The organism is Gulosibacter macacae (assembly GCF_003865375.1).
Taxonomy (GTDB): Bacteria; Actinomycetota; Actinomycetes; order Actinomycetales; family Microbacteriaceae; genus Gulosibacter; species Gulosibacter macacae.
In genome coordinates this window covers 302,876-322,141 of record NZ_RQVS01000001.1, presented here as the reverse complement: position 1 = coordinate 322,141, position 19,266 = coordinate 302,876, and the positions used below count along the sequence as shown (strand labels likewise).

The following is a 19,266-nucleotide window of genomic DNA, read 5'->3' as shown; positions in this document are numbered from 1 at the left end:
TGCCGATCCTGTCGGTAGTGGCAATTCTGCATCCGGTTGTTGGCGGCGTTCACATCGTAGCGGCGAGCCCGGGCGACGACTATGTGGGCCTACTTCAGCCCGAGGCGCTCGAGGATGCTTGCCACCGGCTCATCATCGAGGTCGGGTCGCTCCGGCCGCGCATGGGGTACTCGCGAGCCGAGCACTTGCGCCACGACGTCACGGGCGATCTGCTGGGGCGTGAGCCCTGCATCCTCGAGAATCTGCGAGCGAGTGGCGTGGTCGATGAACTCATCCGGCAAACCGAGTTCGGTCACGGTCGCCTCGACCCCCGCGGCGCGCAGATCCTGGCGGATGCGCGTCCCGATACCGCCGACGACAATACCGTCCTCGATTGAGACCACCAAACGGTGATGACGTGCGAGTTCAATCACACTGACCGGCACCGGCACTACCCAGCGCGGGTCAATCACCGTGACACCGATACCCTGCTGTTCGACGAGCGCGGCAACTTCCATAGCCATCTTCGCCATTGGACCCACGGCCACGACGAGCACGTCGGATCGACTACCACTGCGAAGCACATCGACGCCGTCGACCGTGTGGTGTTGCGCCTCGATCTCGTCGCCGACCTTGCCCTTCGAATAGCGCACGACCGTCGGCGCATCCGCGACCTTGACCGCTTCGCGCAGCTCTTCGCGTAGGCGCGTGGCATCGCGCGGTGCGGCAATGCGGATGCTCGGCACCACCTGGAGGAGTGCGAGATCCCAAATACCGTGGTGGCTAGGGCCGTCAGGGCCGGTGACGCCAGCGCGGTCGAGCACGAAGGTGACCCCGGCACGATGCAGGCCAACATCCATGAGCACCTGGTCGAAGGCGCGGTTCATGAAGGTGGCGTAGATGGCCACAACCGGATGGAGTCCCCCGTAAGCAAGGCCGGCCGCGGAAGCGACGGCGTGCTGCTCGGCGATACCAACATCGATGACTCGCTCAGGGAACGCTTCGGCGAGGGGCGCGAGGCCCACCGGCCGCAACATCGCAGCTGTTACGCCAACGATGTCGTCGCGCTCTCGCGCGATCTCAACGAGCTCTTCGCCGAATACGCCGGTCCACGATTGGCCGGTGGATTCACTCACCGGTTCGCCGGTTATCGGGTCGATCTGGCCGACGGCGTGGAATTGGTCGTTGCCATCATTGATGGCTGGCTGGTAGCCGTGGCCCTTTTCGGTGATCGCGTGCACGATCACCGGCTGGCCATACTCTTTTGCGAGTTGAAACACCTCTTCCATCGCGCGCTGGTCGTGCCCGTCGACGGGACCGAGGTACTTGATGTCAAGGTTCGAATAGAGCTCGTCGTTATTGCTCAAACGAGATGCGAACCCGTGCAGTGCACCGCGCAAGGCACGGAAGAGGCTGCGCCCGTACTTGCCACCAAATAGCGAGAACGCCTCCCCCGATTGGCGTTGCAGGCGCGTGTAGTTGCGGTCAGTGCGAACTCGGTTGAGGAAGCGTGCCATGCCGCCGATGGTCGGCGCATAAGAACGGCCATTGTCATTCACGACGATAACCAGGCGGCGGTCATTGTCATCGCTGATGTTGTTGAGTGCTTCCCAAGTCATGCCACCGGTGAGCGCGCCGTCGCCGACGACGGCGATTACCGTGCGATCGTCTTCGCCTGCCAGTCGCCAGGCGCGTGAGATGCCGTCCGCCCAGCTCAACGAGCTCGAGGCATGAGACGACTCGACGATGTCGTGTGGCGATTCACTGCGCTGCGGGTAACCAGCCAGTCCCCCGCGTTCCCGTAGCTTCGAGAAGTCTTGGCGGCCGGTGACGAGCTTGTGCACATACGACTGGTGTCCCGTGTCAAAGACCACTGCATCCCGCGGAGAATCGAAGACCCGGTGAATCGCGAGCGTAAGCTCGACGACCCCAAGGTTGGGGCCGAGGTGCCCGCCAGTGCGCGACACGTTCTCAACGAGGAAGGACCGGATTTCGGCGGCGAGCTGGCGCATCTCCTCCGAGGAGAGCTTGCGCAGATCGGCGGGTTCGCCAATCGTCGACAGGATCTCACTCATTCGTCACCTCCGAATTCGATCCGTTCAAGACAGGCTGTCGAGAACATAAACAGTGATCATACTGCGCGCACACCGGCGGGGAATGCGGGCCAGCCGAACGACGAGGCGATTGCGAAGATGATCGCCGCGAGGCCAAACCCGATGAGGCCGAGCAACGTTTCGAGCACGGTCCAGGTCTTGAAGGTCGTCTTCACATCCATGTTGAAGAAGCGGCCCACGAGCCAGAAGCCCGAGTCGTTGACATGTGATGCGATGACCGATCCTGCCGCCACCGTGGTCACAAGCGCTGCAAGCTGCCACTCGTTGTAGCCGGCCGCGATGACTGGACCTGCGAGCAAGCCCGCGGTGGTCGTCAGCGCCACGGTTGCCGAACCTTGAGCGATGCGCAGCGCACCGGCAATGAGGAACGCCGCGAGCAGGAGCGGTACGCCGATGCCATCGAGGCTGTCGGCGAGTGCGTTGCCAATGCCTGAGGAGCGCAGAACGCCACCGAACATGCCACCGGCTCCGGTAATCAGAATGACCGAACAGACCGGCCCGAGCGCCCCTTCCATGAGGCGTTCGACCTTTTCGCGGCTCGTGCCACGCGCGAGCCCAAGCACCACCGCAGCGAAGATCACCGAGAGCAACAGCGCTACCGGCGTTTCACCGAGCATGCGCAACAGCTGGAACCAAGTTTGGTCGGCTGTTCCGTCACTGAGCGCACCGCTGCGGTTGAGGGTGTCGAGACCAGTGTTGAGGAAGATGAGCACGAGCGGAAGCAGCAGCGTGAGCACGACGGTGCCGAACTTCGGCGGGTTTGCCTCGGCCTGCTCATCTGCCTGTCCGAGAATTGTCGGAATCGGTAGCTGCCACTTCTTGCCGGCCCAAATACCGAAGAGATAGCTCGAGAGGTACCAGGTGGGCAGGGCCACGATCAGACCCACGATCATGACGTAGCCAACATTCGCTTCGAAGAAGGTCGCGGCGCTCACTGGACCGGGATGCGGGGGCAGAAAGACGTGCATGACCGAAAACGCACCAACGGCAGGCAGACCGTAGAGCAGTAGCGAGCCGCCGAGACGTCGAGCAACTGCGAAGACCACCGGAAGCATCACGACGAGGCCTGCGTCAAAGAAGATCGGGAAGCCGAAGATGAGTGAGGCGATTCCGAGGGCAAACGGCGCGCGTTTCTCGCCGAAGACACTCACGAGTTTGTCGGCGAGCACTTTCGCACCGCCCGAGGTCTCCACTATTCGACCAAGCATCGCGCCGAGCGCGACCAAGAGGGCGACCGACCCGAGTGTTGAACCAAAGCCCGAGACCGCGGTTGGCACAATCAATGAGGCGGGAATGCCAGTCGCGAAGGCCGTGATGAGGCTCACCAGCACAAGCGCAATGAATGCGTGCACTTTGAGCCAGATGATGAGCACGAGCAACAACGCAATCGCGGCGAGCGCGATCCCAAGCAGTGCCCCGGCGGGCAGTGTTTGGGTCCAATCATCGAGAGTCATTGATCATCCTACCCGTTACAGCTCAGCGTGCGGAAAACCCACCGCGGGGTAGCGTTCGGCGAGGATCGCGAGCACCCGCGCAGCCACGAGCTCGGGTGCATCCTCGTTAGAAATCTCAACCGCGGCCTCGTCAGGTTGGAGGTCTTCGAGCGTGTCGAGTTGGCTTTGGAGTAGGCCCGGCGGCATGAAGTGACCCTTGCGCGCTGCGAGGCGGGCGGCGATGACCTCATACGGGTCGGTGACGTGCACAAACACCACTGCGGGAGCGGCAGCTCGCAACACGTCACGATAGCTGCGCTTGAGCGCCGAACAGGTGGCGATGGAACTTGAGCCGAGGTTCTCTTGGTTGCTCAGCCAATCTCGGATGCGTTCGAGCCAGGGCCAGCGATCGTCGTCATTGAGCGGATGGCCGGCCGACATCTTCGCAATGTTCTCGGGCGGATGCAGTTTGTCACTCTCGACAAACGGAAACGACGTTCGCGCTCGCACGAGTTCGGCAATGGTCGTCTTGCCTGAGCCCGACACCCCCATAAACACCAGATGAACGCGTTGAACCGGGGAAGGTATTTCGGGCATTGCAACTCCTAGGCCGCATCCGCACGGCGCAGGGAATTTACTCGCCGCTCAGCGTCAGTTTACCCATGCAAATGGATGCGAAACGCGCAAAAAAGTCTGGCCCCGCAGCTCGCGCTACGGGGCCAGACTTTAGGACTTGCTACTACTTCGTGACGAGCGAACGCAGCACATACTGCAGGATGCCGCCGTTGCGGTAGTAGTCGGCTTCACCGGGGGTGTCGATGCGCACGATCGCGTCGAACTCGACGGTCTCCTTGCCCTCCGGCGAGTCGGCGGTGGGCTTGGCCACCACGCGCACCGTCTTCGGGGTGACACCGTTGTTGAGTTCGGTGAGGCCAGTGATCGAGAACTCCTCGGTGCCGTCGAGGCCGAGTGAGTCGACGGTCTCGCCTGCCGGGAACTGCAGCGGCACAACGCCCATACCGATGAGGTTCGAGCGGTGAATGCGCTCGAAGCTCTCGGTGATGACGGCCTTGACACCGAGCAGGCTCGTGCCCTTGGCAGCCCAGTCACGCGAGGAACCGGTGCCGTACTCCTTGCCAGCGATGACGACAAGCGGCGTGTCCTGCGCCGCGTAGTTCTGCGCCGCGTCGTAAATGAACGACTGCGGGCCGCCTTCCTGGGTGAAGTCGCGGGTGTAACCACCCTCGACGCCGTCGAGGAGCAGGTTCTTCAGACGGATGTTCGCGAAGGTACCGCGAATCATGACCTCGTGGTTTCCACGGCGCGAGCCGTACGAGTTGAAGTCCTTGCGCTCCACGCCCTTCTCGGCGAGGTACTGGCCCGCAGGCGAGTCAGCCTTGATCGAACCGGCCGGCGAGATGTGGTCGGTGGTGGTCGAGTCGCCGAGCTTCGCGAGCACGCGGGCACCGGCAATGTCGGTGACCGGGGTGAGCTCGAGCTTCATGCCATCGAAGTAGGTGGGCTTGCGCACGTAGGTCGACTCATCGTCCCACTCGAAGGTGGCGCCGGTCGGAGTCGGCAGCGAACGCCAGCGCTCGTCACCGTCGAAGACCGAACCGTACTCGCTCGTGTACATCTCGGTGTCGATCGACTCGTCGATGACCCGCTGCACTTCGGCGGCGTCGGGCCAGATGTCCTTGAGGTACACATCGTTACCATCCGAGTCCTGACCAAGCGGCTGGGTCTCGAAGTCGAAGTCCATGGTGCCAGCAAGGGCGTAAGCAACGACGAGCGGCGGCGACGCGAGGTAATTCATCTTCACGTCGGGGTTGATGCGACCCTCGAAGTTACGGTTACCCGAGAGCACCGAGGTGATCGCGAGGTCGTGCTCGTTGATGGCCTCCGACACCGGGGTGTCGAGCGGGCCCGAGTTACCGATGCAGGTGGTGCAGCCGTAACCGACGAGGTAGAAGCCAAGCTCATCGAGCGACTCGGTGAGACCCGACTTGTTGTAGTACTCCGTGACGACCTTCGAACCGGGCGCGAGGGTGGTCTTCACCCACGGCTTGGTCTTGAGGCCCTTCTCAACCGCGTTGCGCGCGAGAATACCCGCGGCCATCATCACCGAGGGGTTCGAGGTGTTGGTGCACGAGGTGATCGCAGCGATGCCGACGTAACCGTGGTCGAGGTCGAAGACCTCACCGTTGTTGTCAACCGAGACCTTGTTCGACGGGATGCCGTCGACCGGAGCGTCTGCGGTGAACTTGGTGAGGGTCTCGCGGAACGAGTCCTTCGATTCGGTGAGCTCGATGCGGTCCTGCGGACGCGAGGGGCCGGCGATCGAGGGTACGACGGTCGAGAGGTCGAGTTCGAGGTACTCCGAGAACGAGGGCTCGACCGAGGGGTCGTGCCAGAGCTTCTGCTCCTTGGCGTAGGCCTCAACGAGGCGCACCTGCGACTCCGGGCGACCGGTGAAGCGGAGGAAGTTGAGGGTCTCGTCGTCGATCGGGAACATCGCGGCGGTCGAACCGAACTCGGGCGACATATTGCCGATGGTGGCGCGGTTCGCGAGCGGCACCTGACCGACACCCTCACCGTAGAACTCGACGAACTTGCCGACGACGCCCTGCTGACGAAGCATGTCGGTGATGGTGAGCACCACGTCGGTCGCGGTCACGCCGGCCGGGATCGAACCCGAGAGCTTGAAGCCGACGACCTTGGGGATGAGCATCGAGACGGGCTGGCCGAGCATGGCGGCCTCTGCCTCGATTCCGCCGACGCCCCAGCCGAGCACACCGAGGCCGTTGACCATGGTGGTGTGCGAGTCGGTGCCGACGAGCGTGTCGGGGTAGGCCTGCAGCACGCCGCCGACCTCGCGAACGAAGGTGACGCGGGCGAGGTACTCGATGTTCACCTGGTGCACGATGCCGGTCCCCGGGGGGACGACCTTGAAGTCATCGAAGGCGCCCTGGCCCCAGCGCAGGAACTGGTAGCGCTCACCGTTGCGCTGGTACTCGATCTCAACGTTGCGCTCGAAGGCGTCGTCGTTACCGAAGAGCTCGGCAATCACCGAGTGGTCGATAACGAGCTCAGCGGGTGCGAGCGGGTTGATCGACTCGGGGTCGCCGCCGAGGTCCTTGACGGCTTCACGCATGGTGGCGAGGTCGACGATGCAGGGCACGCCGGTGAAGTCCTGCATGACCACGCGGGCCGGGGTGAACTGAATCTCGGTGTCAGGCTCAGCGTTCGGGTTCCAGGCCCCGAGCTTGCTGATCTGCTCGGCCGTCACGTTCGCGCCGTCTTCGGTGCGAAGCAGGTTCTCGAGCAGCACCTTCAGGCTGAAGGGCAGCTTCTCGTAACCGTCGACCTTGTCGATGCGGAAAATCTCATAGTCGGTACCGTCGACGTTGAGCACGTCCTTGGCACCGAAGCTGTTCACTGCGCTCATGCAGATGCTCCTTTGATCGAATCTCTCTCGATATCGAGAGATCTTAGCTGACTTCGGTTCGGGATTGTTGAGTATCGGTTGTTGAGTCGACGACGGTGTCGGATGCGCTCGGCTCGCCGCGCAGGGCAACTCGGGCGAGCAACGCGGTAATGACAATGACGAAAGCGTAAAGCGGTACGCCCATGATCAGCCGAGCGCTGGCAAGTGCCTCGACCGCTCCGGCTTGATAGAGCGGCACTTGCACCACCAGGCGCGCCACAAACATGAGCACCCAGAGTCCGGTGAGCGCCTGCATCCACCAAAACAAGCGCCGGCTCCGGCGCCACGACATGCCTTTCCCGCGCATGAGGCCAATGATGACGCCGACAGCCGGCCAGCCGACCAGCATGGTCAGGCTGAGGCCCGCGGCGTAAAGCAGGTTCGTCCACAGCCCCACGAGGAAGTAATCGACTCCGGAACCAGTCGACAGCGCAATGAACCCGCTCACGAGCATCCCAAAAAGCCCCGCCAGCGCACCTGCCGTCGGCTCCCGACGAACGAGCCGCACGATCAGGGCGATGACGCCGAGTGCGGCGGGCACCCCCACCGAGAGCCACAGATTGCCCGTGAGCGAGTGGAGGATGAGAAAGGCAATGCCTGGAACCACGGCCTCAGCGAGTCCGCGCCAGCCGCCCATGGCAGCGAGGAATGTGCGCCAGCCTGGTTGCTCCGCTGTAGCACGCCCCAAGGCTGAACCCCGTGCGGCCTGTTCAAGCCGTTCGCGGAGTTCCGCTTGGTCGTTCGCCTCACTTGGCGGCGCAGATTCACTCACGATGCATCCGGGTTGGCGCGCTGAGCAGCCGCCTGCTGCAATTGGTCAGCCATCGCCTGCGGCATGGTGAGTGGGAGCAAGTCGCGCGGTGGCACCGGCTTGTCGCCGCGGACCACGATGATGCCGCGGAAGAGCTTGATGAGTTGCTCGAGCTTCTCCTCGTCAACTGTGGCCTCGCCAGTGACGACGCCACGAAGGAACCAGCGGGGGCCATCGACACCGAGGAACACCACTTGGCGTTCGGGAGCACCACCGGCCACAACCGGCACCGCTGTGCGAAGTGCCGTGCCGATGGCGTGCTGCTCTTCCTTGGCCGTGCCACCCTGCTTACCGAGTTGATCGGCAAGCTGGCGACGCACATCAGCCCAGAGTCCCGCTGAGCGTGGCGCGGCAAAGGCCTGCACCTGAATTGTTGACCCTTCGAGATCGAGCGCGACGGCGACAACGCGCTGTGTCTTGTCTTCCATTTCGAGGCGCAGCGCGAGTCCCTGCTGTGCCGGAACGCGCAGGGCACCAAGATCGACAAAGGCGCCGTCACCGGCGTCTTCGCCATCGTCAAAGGGACCGGCTTCGGCGCGGTCGACCGGAGCTTCCTTGGCGTCGGGCTCTTCGTCCTCGAACTCCGCGTCGTCCTCGGGCTGGGGCTCATCGTCGAGCACGAGCTTGTCGGCTTTGGCGATGTCTTCCTCGCGGCGGAACAGATCGAAAAATCCCATGGTCAGCTGACCCCTCCTTGAGCATCCTGCTCACCATTGTCGCCTGCGGTGTTGGCCGCAGTGCGGGTCTCATCGACAGTTCGATACCCGGAAGAACCGAACCCGGCTTCTCCGCGCACGCCGGCGGGTAATTCCGCAACGGCCACGAACTGCACGGGCGGAATCGGCAGCACGAGCAATTGCGCGATGCGATCACCCGCCTGCACCGTGTAGGGCTCAGTTTGATCGGTGTTGAGCAGGCACACCTTGAGTTCACCGCGGTACCCAGCGTCGATGACCCCGGGTGCATTCACGATGGTGATGCCGTGCTTCGCGGCGAGTCCCGAGCGCGGCGTCACGAGCCCCACCGTGCCCAGCGGCAACGCGATCGCGGTGCCGGTACCGACGAGTGCGCGCATACCGGGCTCGAGCACCACCGTTTCGGCGGCCACGAGATCAGCACCCGCATCCCCTGGGTTCGCGAAGTGCGGCGCGGGGCCGGTGTGGGGCACAGAGATCTCGACAGTCACCTTCTGAGGCTATCGCGTGAATTGCACAAGCGATCTCAGCGAGCATCCGGGCACACCCCGAGAGAATGTAAGGGTGACATATCGCGAACGAGTGACTCCGGGTTGGCTCACGTTCTTGGCCGCGGCCATGATTGTGCCGGCCGTCATCGTGGTTTTCCTGCCGATCAACCCGATCGTCGGGATCATCCTCGCCATCGTGTCGTTCGCTGGCCTCTGCCTATTCCTCTACAACGGATCGCCGATTATTGAGGTTGATGCGAAGACGCTACGGGTGGGTTCTGCGCGCGTGCCGCTTCGCGATTTGGGTGAGCTCGAAGCCTTCACCGACCGCGCCGCCGCTCGTGAGCAGGCCGGGCCGAAATTGGATGCTCGCGCCTGGACTTGCCTGCGCGGCTGGGCACCGCAATCGGCGCGAGTCGAAATCACCGACGAACACGACCCCATCCCCTACTGGCTCTTTTCCACCCGCGACCCCGAGGCCGTCGTCGCGGCGATTCGAAGCGCAAAGGCACGCCTGAACTCGTAGCAGCTCGTCGCATCCCGAATACCAACGACGCGCCCCGGAGAACTCCGAAGCGCGTCGAGAAGTGTGCATTCGCACGAGCTACATCATGCAATCCTTGCAGACCGGGTTACCCTCGGTCGACTCAGGCGAAAGCTGTGAGCGGTGCTTGATGAGGAAGCACTCCATGCAGGTGAACTCGTCGGCCTGCGGCGGAATGACCACCGTTTCGAGTTCAACGTCAGTGAGGTCGGCGCCCGAAAGGTCGAAGCCGTGGACGCCATCGCCCTGGTCAATGTCCACATTTGAGGAGCTCGAGGCCGGCACTCGGTCCTTTAGCGCCTCAATCGATTCGGTTTCTTCCTCGTTCTTGTTGCGAGGTGCGTCGTAGTCGGTCGCCATTGCCATCCAAAGCTGAAAGATCGTCCGGGAATCTCATCCCCTGTCGGCGCGCTAGTCTGCACTATGAACGCCCAGAACGCAAATATTGCCTGAGATTCGCGCGGCGCGCGGCGAAATTGCGGCGGCTGTGCGGCCCGGTCTGTGAGGATCAGCTTCATTGGTTGGCGCTGCTTCACCAGGATGCGGGGCAACCGGATCGCTGTCCCAATTGCGGCACGAGGAGGCAAGATGCAGGAGCTTCGGTTCGTCGGAATCGAGCACGGTGATGTCATTGCGACGAGCAGTGATGGCACCCGCTACCGCCTTGTTGTCGATGAAGCTCTGCGCGATGCGCTTCGCCCGCGTGCCGCGGCTCGATCCGTCGGCCCGAAGGTGCCGCCGCGGGTGATTCAGCAGCTCATTCGCGCCGGTCGCACGGTCGATGAAGTGGTCGACTCCACCGGCGCCGAGCGCGAGTTGGTGGCGCGGTTCGAAGGCCCCATCCTCGCCGAGCGCGGCTACATCGTTGAGCAGGCTCGCAGCGTATCCGTGCGCGTGCAGCAGCCGCTCGACCCGCTGGCCGGCGAGGGCGCCACGTTCGGGAGCGCGATCGACGATCGCCTCGAACAGTTGGCCGCAAACAGCATTCGCTGGGATGCGTGGAAGGACCCAGAGACGGGCTGGCACGTTGGCCTCGACTTCGTCACCGACGATGTCACCCGAAATGCGCTGTGGAGCTTCGATGCGAAGATCCACTCGCTCCAGGCCATCTCCCCCGCCGCGATCACGCTGTCGCAACAGGGCGAGCTCCCGCCGCTCGGCGGTCCGCACCTGCGAGCTGTTGATGTGCATCCGACCGATGCGGTGATTCCCGCTCCCCCGACCGAGCGACCCCGCGATCACTTTGCCGAGACGCAATTGACGCAGACGACCGCGAACGAAACCGCCGATCTTCTGGATGCCCTGCGCCGCCGCCGCGGGGAACGAAGCGCCGCACCCTATGACGAAGAAGCCGAGTACGGTGACGACGAATTTGAGTTCAATTTTCAAGCTGGTCTGAGCGACGTGTCGACTGTCGATGACGCCGAAGACAGCGCTCCGCAGGCGCTCGTGACGCCATTTGCCCGCACGCGTCCCGAGCATCCTTCGGCAAATCTCGAGGCGAACCACGACGAGCCTGACGACGAGCCTCAGGCTGAGGTCACGCCGGTGGCCGCCGAACCTGAGCAGCATGACTCTGGTGTGGTGCCGCTTGACGGTCTCGAACGAACCGACGCCGAGCGGGCTGAAGCCGATCGTGCCGATGACGCCCGCCAACAGCGACGCAAAGGCGGTCGCCCCTCTATGCCGAGTTGGGACGAGATCGTCTTCGGTACAAAGACCGACGACGACTAGTAGCGCACTTCGAGAACCTCAGTGCACGAGGTCAGGAGAACCTCAGGGCTCCAGATCAGCGGGCGAAGGCGCCGTGCCGAATGAGCGGCACGATCGTTTCGGTGTCGGTGATCGACCCGTGCTGACCGATGACCGAGCGGACTTTCGCGTCAAAGTGAGCGGTGTAGTAGGTCACCCGCTTGCGAGCCGCGAGCACGATATCGCCAATGCGTTCGGCGGCCTCGGGCACGACCACCGGCCCGTACCAGCCGGCCGCAATTGCCTCTTTCCGACTGAGCACCTCGGCGCGATGTCCTTCGGCGGCGCGGTAGCGGGCAAGCACATCGGCGAGCAGATCGGCTGATTGTTCTCGCAAATAGAGGTGCCGCAATCGCGGTTCGCCGGCGAGCGCAACGAGATCGTCGAGCAGCTCGCCCTCGAGGTCGACCTGCTCGTGTTCACGAATGTCGAGCATCCCGTGGTCAGCGACGACGAGCACGCCAATATCGGCGGGAAGAAGCGCCAGCAGGTGCGCAAAAGCGGCATCGAGCTCTTCGAGTCGAGCCAGCCACTGGTCTGACTCCGAGCCGTACTTGTGCCCGGCCTGGTCGAGCTCGGCGTGGTAGAGGTACACAAGCGGATGCGCCCGGTCAGCAGAGATTTTCGCCGTAAGTTCGACGCGCTCACGCATCGTGTCGCCGCCCACATAGGTGGCACCGCGTAGCGATGCCGCCGTGAGCCCCGAGTCACGATAGGTCTCTACCGAAACGACAAAGGGTTCGATTGCCGAGCGATCAGCCACCAGCTGTTCGAAGACGGTCGGCCGCAGCTGCCAGGTCGCCGGTTCCATCCCCTCGCCCCAGCCACTGAGCTGGTTGCGGTAAGTACCCGCGGCGCGATCGAAGACCGAGTAGCCGACGAGTCCGTGTTCACCCGCGCGAGTCGCGGTCGTAAGCGAGGTAATCCCGGCCACGGTCGTTGACGGAAAAGCAAACCCGGTTTCGCGCTTGGCCCACCCGCGCACGAGGTGACGAGCGTGTCCGGCGCGAGCGCGCAGGAGTTCGGCACCGAGTCCATCCACGAGCATGACGACCGCACCGCGCACGGGCGGCAGTTCCATCGACCCGCGTTCACCACGAATTGCGGCCAGGCAATTCGGCAGGACTTCGGCGAGGGACGGCCGTCGCTCGCCCGCGCTCAATACGATGGGGCTCATCCGATCCATCTTTCCATAGGCAGAGCACCGATCCACCAATGAGCACGTCGACCGAGTCAGGTAACCAGCACCGCGACGTCGAGCGCATCGACGACGTCGATGTCTCGACCGAAATGCGAGGGTCATTCCTCGAATACGCCTACTCGGTGATCTATTCGCGTGCCCTGCCCGATGCTCGTGACGGACTCAAGCCGGTGCAGCGGCGCATCCTGTTTCAAATGACTGAGATGGGCCTGCGCCCAGACCGCGGCCACGTGAAGTCGGCGCGCGTAGTTGGCGATGTGATGGGCAAGCTGCACCCGCACGGCGACACGGCCATCTACGACGCATTGGTGCGTTTGGCCCAGTGGTTCACACTGCGCGTGCCGCTCGTCGATGGCCACGGCAACTTCGGCTCCCTCGACGATGGCCCGGCTGCGGCGCGCTATACCGAAGCGCGGCTCGAAGCCTCGGCGCTCGCGCTCACCGATTCACTCGACGAAGACGTCGTCGACTTCGTTCCGAACTACGACAACTCGCTGCAGCAACCCGAAGTGTTGCCAGCAGCCTGGCCGAATCTGCTGGTCAATGGTGCAAGCGGCATCGCCGTCGGTATGGCGACGAATATGGCGCCGCACAACCTTGGTGAAGTTGTGTCTGCGGCGCGGCATCTCCTCGCGAACCCCGAGGCATCGCTCGACGACCTCATGGCGCACGTGCCCGGACCCGACCTGCCCGCGGGCGCGCGCATCGTTGGTCTCGAGGGCATTCGGGATGCATATGAGACCGGCCGTGGCTCGTTCCGCATGCGCGCTACCACGCAGATCGAGTCGGTCACTGCGCGCCGCAAGGGCATCGTCGTCACCGAACTCCCCTATCTCGTTGGCCCCGAGAAGGTGATCGACAAGATCAAGCAGGGCGTGCAGTCCAAGAAGCTTGCCGGTATTTCTGACGTCATCGACCTCACCGACCGCAAACACGGTCTGAAGCTCGTGATCGAAATCAAGACCGGATTCGCGCCGGAAGCCGTGCTCGAGCAGCTCTATCGGCACACACCGTTGGAAGAGTCGTTCCACATCAACAATGTGGCGCTCGTCGATGGTGGACCGCGCACGCTCGGGCTCAAGGAACTCCTGCAGGTCTACCTCGACCACCGCCTGAGCGTGGTGCGCCGCCGCAGCGAATTCCGCCTTGGTAAGCGACGCGACCGGCTGCACCTCGTTGAAGGCTTGCTCATTGCGATCCTCGACATTGACGAGGTCATCCAGATCATTCGTTCCTCCGACGACTCGGAAGAGGCCCGGGGGCGACTCATGCTCGTCTTCGATCTCAGCGAGATTCAGGCCGAGTACATCCTCGAATTGCGTCTGCGTCGACTCACCAAGTTTTCGCGCATTGAGCTCGAGGGCGAGGCCGACAATCTGCGTCGCGAGATTGCGGCGCTCGAAGAGCTCCTCGCCTCCCCGACCTTGTTGCGTGAGCAGGTGAGTCGCGAGCTTGAAGCCGCGGCCGATGAGTTCGCCACTCCGCGGCGAACGCTTCTGCTCACCGAGGGTGCCGTGGAGGCGCCGGTCCGCGGTGCCAGCAAGCTCGTCACTCCCGATGCGCTCCAGATTCCAGATGCACCGACGCGCGTGCTGCTTTCGGCCACCGGCCGCATCCTGCGCATTGACCTGGATGAGTCGGGCCAGCTCCCCCGACCCCGTCGCCGATCGAAGCACGATGCGGTCGCCGCCGATGTCGAAGCCTCGACGCAGGGTGATATTGGCGCGGTGACGAACCTGGGTCGGGTGTACCGCATGACCGCGGCCTCGCTTCCTGTGGCACCGGCCGCATCGGCACTGCTCTCGGCCGGTGTCTCAGCCCGCGAATACTTCAACATCACCGAGAAGGGTGAGCGCATCGTCGGGCTCGTGGCCCTTGGCGCAGAAGTGCCGCTCGCGCTTGCCACCCGCGACGGCGTGGTGAAGCGGGTCAATCCGGCCGAGTGGGGCCGGGCGCACGAGCTTTCGGCGATCAACCTCAAGCCGGGCGATGAGGTTGTCGGAGCGGCCCGCGCCAGCGACGACGACACACTCGTATTTGTCACCTCGGATGCACAATTGCTGCACTACTCGGCCTCGCTCGTGCGTCCCCAGGGGGCAAATGCAGGTGGGATGGCCGGGGTCAAGCTCGCCTCGCAGGCTCGAGTCATCGCGTTCAACGTTGTCGCCGCAGCCGATATCGCTGACGCCGTGGTGGTCACAATTGCCGAGCCCCCGAGTGATGAAGCACTGTTCAGCGATGTGAACGGCAGCGCTAAGACGAGCGCCCTCGGTGAGTTCCCCGCCAAGGGCCGTGCGACTGGCGGTGTGCGTGCGCAACGATTTGTACGTGGCGAGAGCCGTCTGGCGACCGCCTGGGTAGGTGCGGCACCGGCGCGCGCAAATGCGAAGGATGGCGCCATTCGAGAGCTGCCCGAGGGGCTCGCCAAGCGCGATGCCTCCGGCGTCCAGCTCGATTCGGCAGTCGCTTGGGTCGGTCACGCCATCGGTGACGACACAAGTGACACGGAAAGCTAGGTCTGTCCTAACAAGTTGTCCGTTCTGCATCACGTTTTTCTGTCGATCGGTAACGTCAGCAACATGATCGGTCAGCTATTCGCTATGCTCCTAAGCCAGGGTGATGAAAGTCGCTCATTTACAGCACTGCTGAATCACTAGTCCGTTGCCGAGCACAGCCGCTCGGCATGACGAAAGCGAGTCGCAACGATGCACTCCAACTCCTCACGATCACCACGTCGCCTGCGCTCGGGCCTCGGCTTCCTCGCGATTGCCGCCTCGGCTGCACTCGTCCTCACCGGTTGCGTACAGAACAACGAAGGTGGCGCACCGGGCGGCACTGATGCGGCACCGGTCGCTGAAGTCACAAAGTCGGATGCGGCCAGCGCGCTCGTCCCTGAGGACATCGCCTCGGGCGGCGTACTCAAGGTCGGCACTGACGCCACGTACGCCCCCAACCAGTACGCCGGCCCCGACGGCAACCCGATTGGTTGGGAAGTTGAGCTCGTTGACGCCGTCGGCGCAAAGCTTGGCCTCACCGTCGAGTGGTCGAAGGAAGGCTTTGACCAGATCATTCCCAAGGTCGACGGCGGCACCCTGCACATGGGCTCGTCGAGCTTCTCCGACACCGTCGAACGCCAGGCGTCGGTTGACTTCGTCGACTTCTACGAGGCCGGTCTGCAGTTCGTGCGCGGCGCTGAGGTCGACCCGCTGCCGGCCGAGCTTTGCGGCCTGACCATTGGCGCGCAGGCAACCACCACCTCTGACGACTACCTCATGGCGAAGAGCGATGAGTGCGTCGCCGCCGGTAAGCCGGCCGTCGAGATCCTCAAGAAGGACGGCCAGGATGAGGCCACCAACGATGTCGTGCTCGGCAACGTTCCGTACATGCTTGCTGACTCGCCGATCGCCCAGAACTCGGTGAAGCTCTCGGAGGGCAAGGTCGTGCTCGAAGGCGACATCTTTGACGCCGCCCCGTACGGCCTCGTGTTTGCCAAGGACTCGCAGCTCACCGAAGCCGTGAAGATTGCGATGCAGGAGCTCATGGACGAGGGCGTCTACACGACGATCCTCGAGAACTGGGGCGTTGAGGCCGGTGCTGTGACGACTGCAGTGATCAATGGAGTCAAGTAACACTCGTACGACGGCCGGGGCGCAGTCCCCGGCCGTCATCGATGGTGAGCCCATTGCCGCCATCAAACTGCGGCATCCGTGGCGCACGGCCTTTGCCATCATCCTGGTGCTCCTGCTTGCGCTGTTCGTCTACGACGCGGCAACGCGTGAAGAGTTCCAATGGGGCAGGGTCGGTCAGTACCTCTTTGACGCGCGCATCTTCCAGGCTGCCGGCGTCACCCTCGCGCTCACCGTCTTTTCGATGGTGCTCGCGGTGGTCATGGGCTTGATCCTGGCGGTGATGCGTCTCAGCGACAACCCGGTACTCAAGGCCATCTCGTGGCTCTACCTCTGGCTCTTCCGCGGTACCCCGGTCTACGTGCAGCTCGTGTTTTGGGGACTGCTCTCGACGATCTACCGCCAGGTCAGTGTGGGAGTGCCGTTCACCGACATCGAGTTCTTCTCGTTCAGCCCGTTCACCGGCATGGACCTCTTCTGGCTCGCGGTGCTCGGTCTCGCCTTCAATGAGGCCGCGTACATGGCCGAGATCGTGCGTTCAGGCATCCTTTCGGTTGATCGCGGTCAGGAAGAAGCGGCCAAGGCGCTCGGCATGAGCTGGCGCGCGACGATGCTCCGCATCATCGTGCCGCAATCGATGCGCGTGATCATTCCGCCGACGGGCAACGAGCTTATCTCGATGCTCAAGACCACTTCGCTCGTGACCGCGCTCGGATTCACCCTCGATCTCTATGCGCGCTCGCGTGAGATTTCGGCGGCACTCTACGCACCGGTGCCGCTGCTCATCGTGGCGAGCATCTGGTACCTCATCGTGACGAGCCTCCTCATGGTCGGCCAGCACTATCTCGAGGCCTACTACGCACGCGGCATCGCACCAGTGAAAGAGAAGGCCGACAACCGCACCGCTGCGCAACTCGCGACGGGCACGGTTCGCACCGTCGATCCCACTGCATCCGCGAGTAACGACGAAGCCATACCGCCAGCCGGCCCACCGAAGGGAGACGGCGCATGACGCGCAAACACGACCGCGGCAACCCCATGGTCCGCGCCGAACACGTCGTCAAGCGGTTCGGCTCCAATGTGGTGCTCAAGGACATCTCGCTCACCGTGAATCACGGCGAAGTGATGTGTCTGATCGGCCCCTCTGGCTCGGGCAAGTCGACTTTTTTGCGGTGCATCAACCACCTCGAATCAATCGATGGCGGTCGGCTCTGGGTAGAAGACGAACTCGTCGGCTACCGCCAGCGCGGCGACAAGCTCTATGAGCTGAGCCCGGCCGAGGTCTCGAAGCAGCGCCAAGATATCGGCATGGTGTTCCAGCGCTTCAACCTTTTCCCCCACATGACGGTCGTCGAGAACATCATCGAGGCACCGACGCGGGTAAAGGGTCAGAAGAAGGCCGCGGCAACCGCCCGCGCGATGGAACTCCTCGACAGGGTCGGCCTTGCCAACAAAGCGAAGGCCTACCCCGGGCACCTCTCGGGTGGTCAGCAGCAGCGTGTGGCGATTGCTCGTGCGCTCGCGATGGACCCGAAACTCATGCTCTTTGACGAGCCCACCTCGGCGCTCGACCCCGAGCTCGTGGGCGATGTGCTCGAAGTCATGAAACAGCTCGCCGAGAGCGGCATGACCATGGTTGTCGTGACGCACGAGATGGGCTTTGCCCGTGACGTCGGTGACCACCTCGTGTTCATGGATCAGGGCGTCGTCGTCGAAGAGGGCGACCCCCGCGAGGTGCTCACGAACCCGCAGCGCGAACGCACCCGCTCGTTCCTCTCGCGCGTACTCGCCTAGGCATTCATTCCCCTAGATTGGTCGCATGACCACATCGGCAAGCCGCACCCCCGCAACTTCGCAACGAAGTAGCGCGTGGGTGCGGCTTGCCGTTTGTTTGGCGCTTGGGGTTGGCGCGGGGGCGATTGGCGCTGTGCTCGGCCTTGACCTTGGCGCGGTCGCGCTTGGCTGGGCCGTGTTCGTGGTGAGCATGCTGGCGTGGATCTGGCTTCCCATCGCGAAGATGTCTGCCGCGACCACGGCGGCTGTCTCCCAGCGTGAGGATCCGAGCCGGCGCCTCGCAAGCATCATTACGGTGCTCGTTGCGGCCGTGAGTGTCGCGGCCGTGCTGGCGTTTCTCGTGAGTTCAGCGACGACGACCGGAGCGATGAACGCGCTGGCGGCACTTGTGACGCTTGGCACGATTGGGCTGTCGTGGTTACTGCTGCAGACGGAGTTCACGCTTCGCTATGCGCACCTCTACTACCAGGATGCGGCGAGCGGCGGCTATCAGCGCGGACTCGATTTCAATCAGGATGAGGACCCTGACTATCTCGACTTTGCCTACTACGCCTTCACCATCGGGATGACCTATCAAACGGCCGATGTGAACGTAACGCGCTCGCCGATTCGGCGCGTGGCGTTACGTCAGGCGCTCCTTTCGTTTGCGTTCGGCACCGTGGTGCTCGCGGCAACCATCAACCTCGTCGCGGGCATTGGGCAGTCGCTCAGCGGCTAGCCGTGAGCCGTGCGGGGTCTCGATACGCGGCCTGCGGCCGCTACTCGACCAACCAAACCTTCTGGTTGATCGAGTAGGAGCGAAGCGACGTATCGAGATCCCCTCGCTCCCCCTCCTAAAGCCGCTTACGCAAGAACACCACGCTCAGCGATCGACCAAATTTCTCGCCCACATCTGAGAACCTACCGACCTCCTCAAAGCCACGACCCTCATGCAAGCGGATGCTTCCCGCATTGCCGCTTTCGACGCAAGCGATCGTGTTGCGGTAGCCCGCTTGCGCAATGCGCTCAAGCAGTGCATCCAGCAGCGCCCCGCCAAGGCCGCGGCCACGCGCATCCTGATGCAAATAGAGCCAGTGCTCGGCGCTCGGGCTCCACGCCTCGTGTGGTCGAAATTGCCGGAACGACCCGTAGCCGAGCACGACTCCCGCCTCTTCGACGACGAGAATCGGCAGGCCAGCGGCCTGCGCAGTGGCGAGTTTCTCAGCCCACTGTTCGATTGATTCGGGTTCGATGCCCCAGTTCGCGGTGCCATTGGCCCGCTCGTAGTTTTCAATCTCGGCAATGGCAGCAAGATCTTGGTGCGTTGCTTCCCTAATCTGCATCCCGGAAGGCTACTCCC

The 19,266-nt window shown here is 63.4% G+C and carries 17 protein-coding genes; 7 read left to right on the top strand and 10 right to left on the bottom strand.

Annotated elements, in window-relative coordinates; translation table 11 throughout:
• Positions 1-89: 89 nt before the first annotated feature.
• The 7 genes from dxs to dut all read right to left on the bottom strand — a co-directional run bounded on the left by dxs (position 90) and on the right by dut (position 9,010).
• The gene (gene dxs, locus EG850_RS01490) at positions 90-2,054 is read right to left on the bottom strand and encodes a 1-deoxy-D-xylulose-5-phosphate synthase (RefSeq protein ID WP_124969121.1); all 1,965 of its coding nucleotides are present in this window, start codon (positions 2,052-2,054) and stop codon (positions 90-92) included.
• A 56-nt stretch (positions 2,055-2,110) separates the two neighbouring features.
• Positions 2,111-3,547 carry a GntP family permease gene (locus EG850_RS01485; RefSeq protein ID WP_124969119.1) on the bottom strand — a complete coding sequence of 479 codons (1,437 nt, stop codon included), beginning with the start codon at positions 3,545-3,547 and terminating at the stop codon, positions 2,111-2,113.
• Positions 3,548-3,562: 15 nt separating this feature from the next.
• Positions 3,563-4,123 carry a gluconokinase gene (locus tag EG850_RS01480; protein ID WP_124969117.1) on the bottom strand — a complete coding sequence of 187 codons (561 nt, stop codon included), beginning with the start codon at positions 4,121-4,123 and terminating at the stop codon, positions 3,563-3,565.
• Between the two features lie 142 nt (positions 4,124-4,265).
• On the bottom strand, positions 4,266-6,974 hold the full coding sequence (gene acnA, locus EG850_RS01475; protein WP_124969115.1) for an aconitate hydratase AcnA: 2,709 nt from the start codon (positions 6,972-6,974) through the stop codon (positions 4,266-4,268).
• Positions 6,975-7,017: 43 nt separating this feature from the next.
• Positions 7,018-7,785: a DUF3159 domain-containing protein gene (locus EG850_RS01470; protein WP_124969113.1), complete on the bottom strand. Its 768-nt coding sequence runs from the start codon at positions 7,783-7,785 to the stop codon at positions 7,018-7,020.
• Complete coding sequence (locus tag EG850_RS01465; RefSeq protein ID WP_124969111.1) at positions 7,782-8,501, bottom strand: DUF3710 domain-containing protein; 720 nt, start codon at positions 8,499-8,501, stop codon at positions 7,782-7,784. The genes EG850_RS01470 and EG850_RS01465 overlap by 4 nt, the downstream gene beginning before the upstream one ends.
• Positions 8,502-8,503: 2 nt before the next feature.
• A complete protein-coding gene (dut, locus tag EG850_RS01460) occupies positions 8,504-9,010 on the bottom strand; it encodes a dUTP diphosphatase (protein WP_124969109.1) in 507 nt (168 codons plus the stop codon).
• A gap of 73 nt (positions 9,011-9,083) precedes the next feature.
• Here dut and EG850_RS01455 point away from each other — a divergent pair, with 73 nt between their 5' ends.
• Positions 9,084-9,536 (top strand): DUF3093 domain-containing protein, encoded by a 453-nt coding sequence (locus EG850_RS01455; RefSeq protein ID WP_185714890.1) that lies wholly within the window; start codon positions 9,084-9,086, stop codon positions 9,534-9,536.
• Positions 9,537-9,614: 78 nt separating this feature from the next.
• On the opposite strand, the gene EG850_RS01450 is transcribed toward EG850_RS01455, so the two are convergent.
• The gene (locus tag EG850_RS01450; protein WP_124969105.1) at positions 9,615-9,914 is read right to left on the bottom strand and encodes a DUF4193 domain-containing protein; all 300 of its coding nucleotides are present in this window, start codon (positions 9,912-9,914) and stop codon (positions 9,615-9,617) included.
• Positions 9,915-10,142: 228 nt separating this feature from the next.
• Between EG850_RS01450 and sepH the strand changes: the two genes are divergently transcribed.
• Positions 10,143-11,288 (top strand): septation protein SepH, encoded by a 1,146-nt coding sequence (gene sepH / locus EG850_RS01445; protein WP_185714889.1) that lies wholly within the window; start codon positions 10,143-10,145, stop codon positions 11,286-11,288.
• Positions 11,289-11,343: 55 nt separating this feature from the next.
• Here the strand turns inward: sepH and EG850_RS01440 are convergent, their stop codons facing one another.
• On the bottom strand, positions 11,344-12,483 hold the full coding sequence (locus tag EG850_RS01440; RefSeq protein WP_124969101.1) for an alkaline phosphatase family protein: 1,140 nt from the start codon (positions 12,481-12,483) through the stop codon (positions 11,344-11,346).
• 38 nt (positions 12,484-12,521) lie between these two features.
• Here EG850_RS01440 and EG850_RS01435 point away from each other — a divergent pair, with 38 nt between their 5' ends.
• The 5 genes from EG850_RS01435 (at position 12,522) to EG850_RS01415 (ending at position 18,645) form a co-directional block, all read left to right on the top strand.
• Positions 12,522-15,023, top strand: a complete 2,502-nt coding sequence (locus tag EG850_RS01435) for a DNA gyrase/topoisomerase IV subunit A (RefSeq protein WP_124969099.1) — start codon at positions 12,522-12,524, stop codon at positions 15,021-15,023.
• Between the two features lie 189 nt (positions 15,024-15,212).
• A complete protein-coding gene (locus EG850_RS01430) occupies positions 15,213-16,136 on the top strand; it encodes a transporter substrate-binding domain-containing protein (protein WP_124969097.1) in 924 nt (307 codons plus the stop codon).
• Positions 16,123-17,145 carry an amino acid ABC transporter permease gene (locus EG850_RS01425; RefSeq protein ID WP_124969095.1) on the top strand — a complete coding sequence of 341 codons (1,023 nt, stop codon included), beginning with the start codon at positions 16,123-16,125 and terminating at the stop codon, positions 17,143-17,145. The genes EG850_RS01430 and EG850_RS01425 overlap by 14 nt, the downstream gene beginning before the upstream one ends.
• Positions 17,142-17,927 (top strand): amino acid ABC transporter ATP-binding protein, encoded by a 786-nt coding sequence (locus EG850_RS01420; RefSeq protein WP_124969093.1) that lies wholly within the window; start codon positions 17,142-17,144, stop codon positions 17,925-17,927. Before EG850_RS01425 ends, EG850_RS01420 begins: the two co-directional genes overlap by 4 nt.
• Positions 17,928-17,952: 25 nt before the next feature.
• On the top strand, positions 17,953-18,645 hold the full coding sequence (locus EG850_RS01415) for a DUF1345 domain-containing protein (RefSeq protein WP_124969091.1): 693 nt from the start codon (positions 17,953-17,955) through the stop codon (positions 18,643-18,645).
• A 115-nt stretch (positions 18,646-18,760) separates the two neighbouring features.
• On the opposite strand, the gene EG850_RS01410 is transcribed toward EG850_RS01415, so the two are convergent.
• On the bottom strand, positions 18,761-19,249 hold the full coding sequence (locus EG850_RS01410) for a GNAT family N-acetyltransferase (RefSeq protein ID WP_124969089.1): 489 nt from the start codon (positions 19,247-19,249) through the stop codon (positions 18,761-18,763).
• Positions 19,250-19,266: the final 17 nt, after the last annotated feature.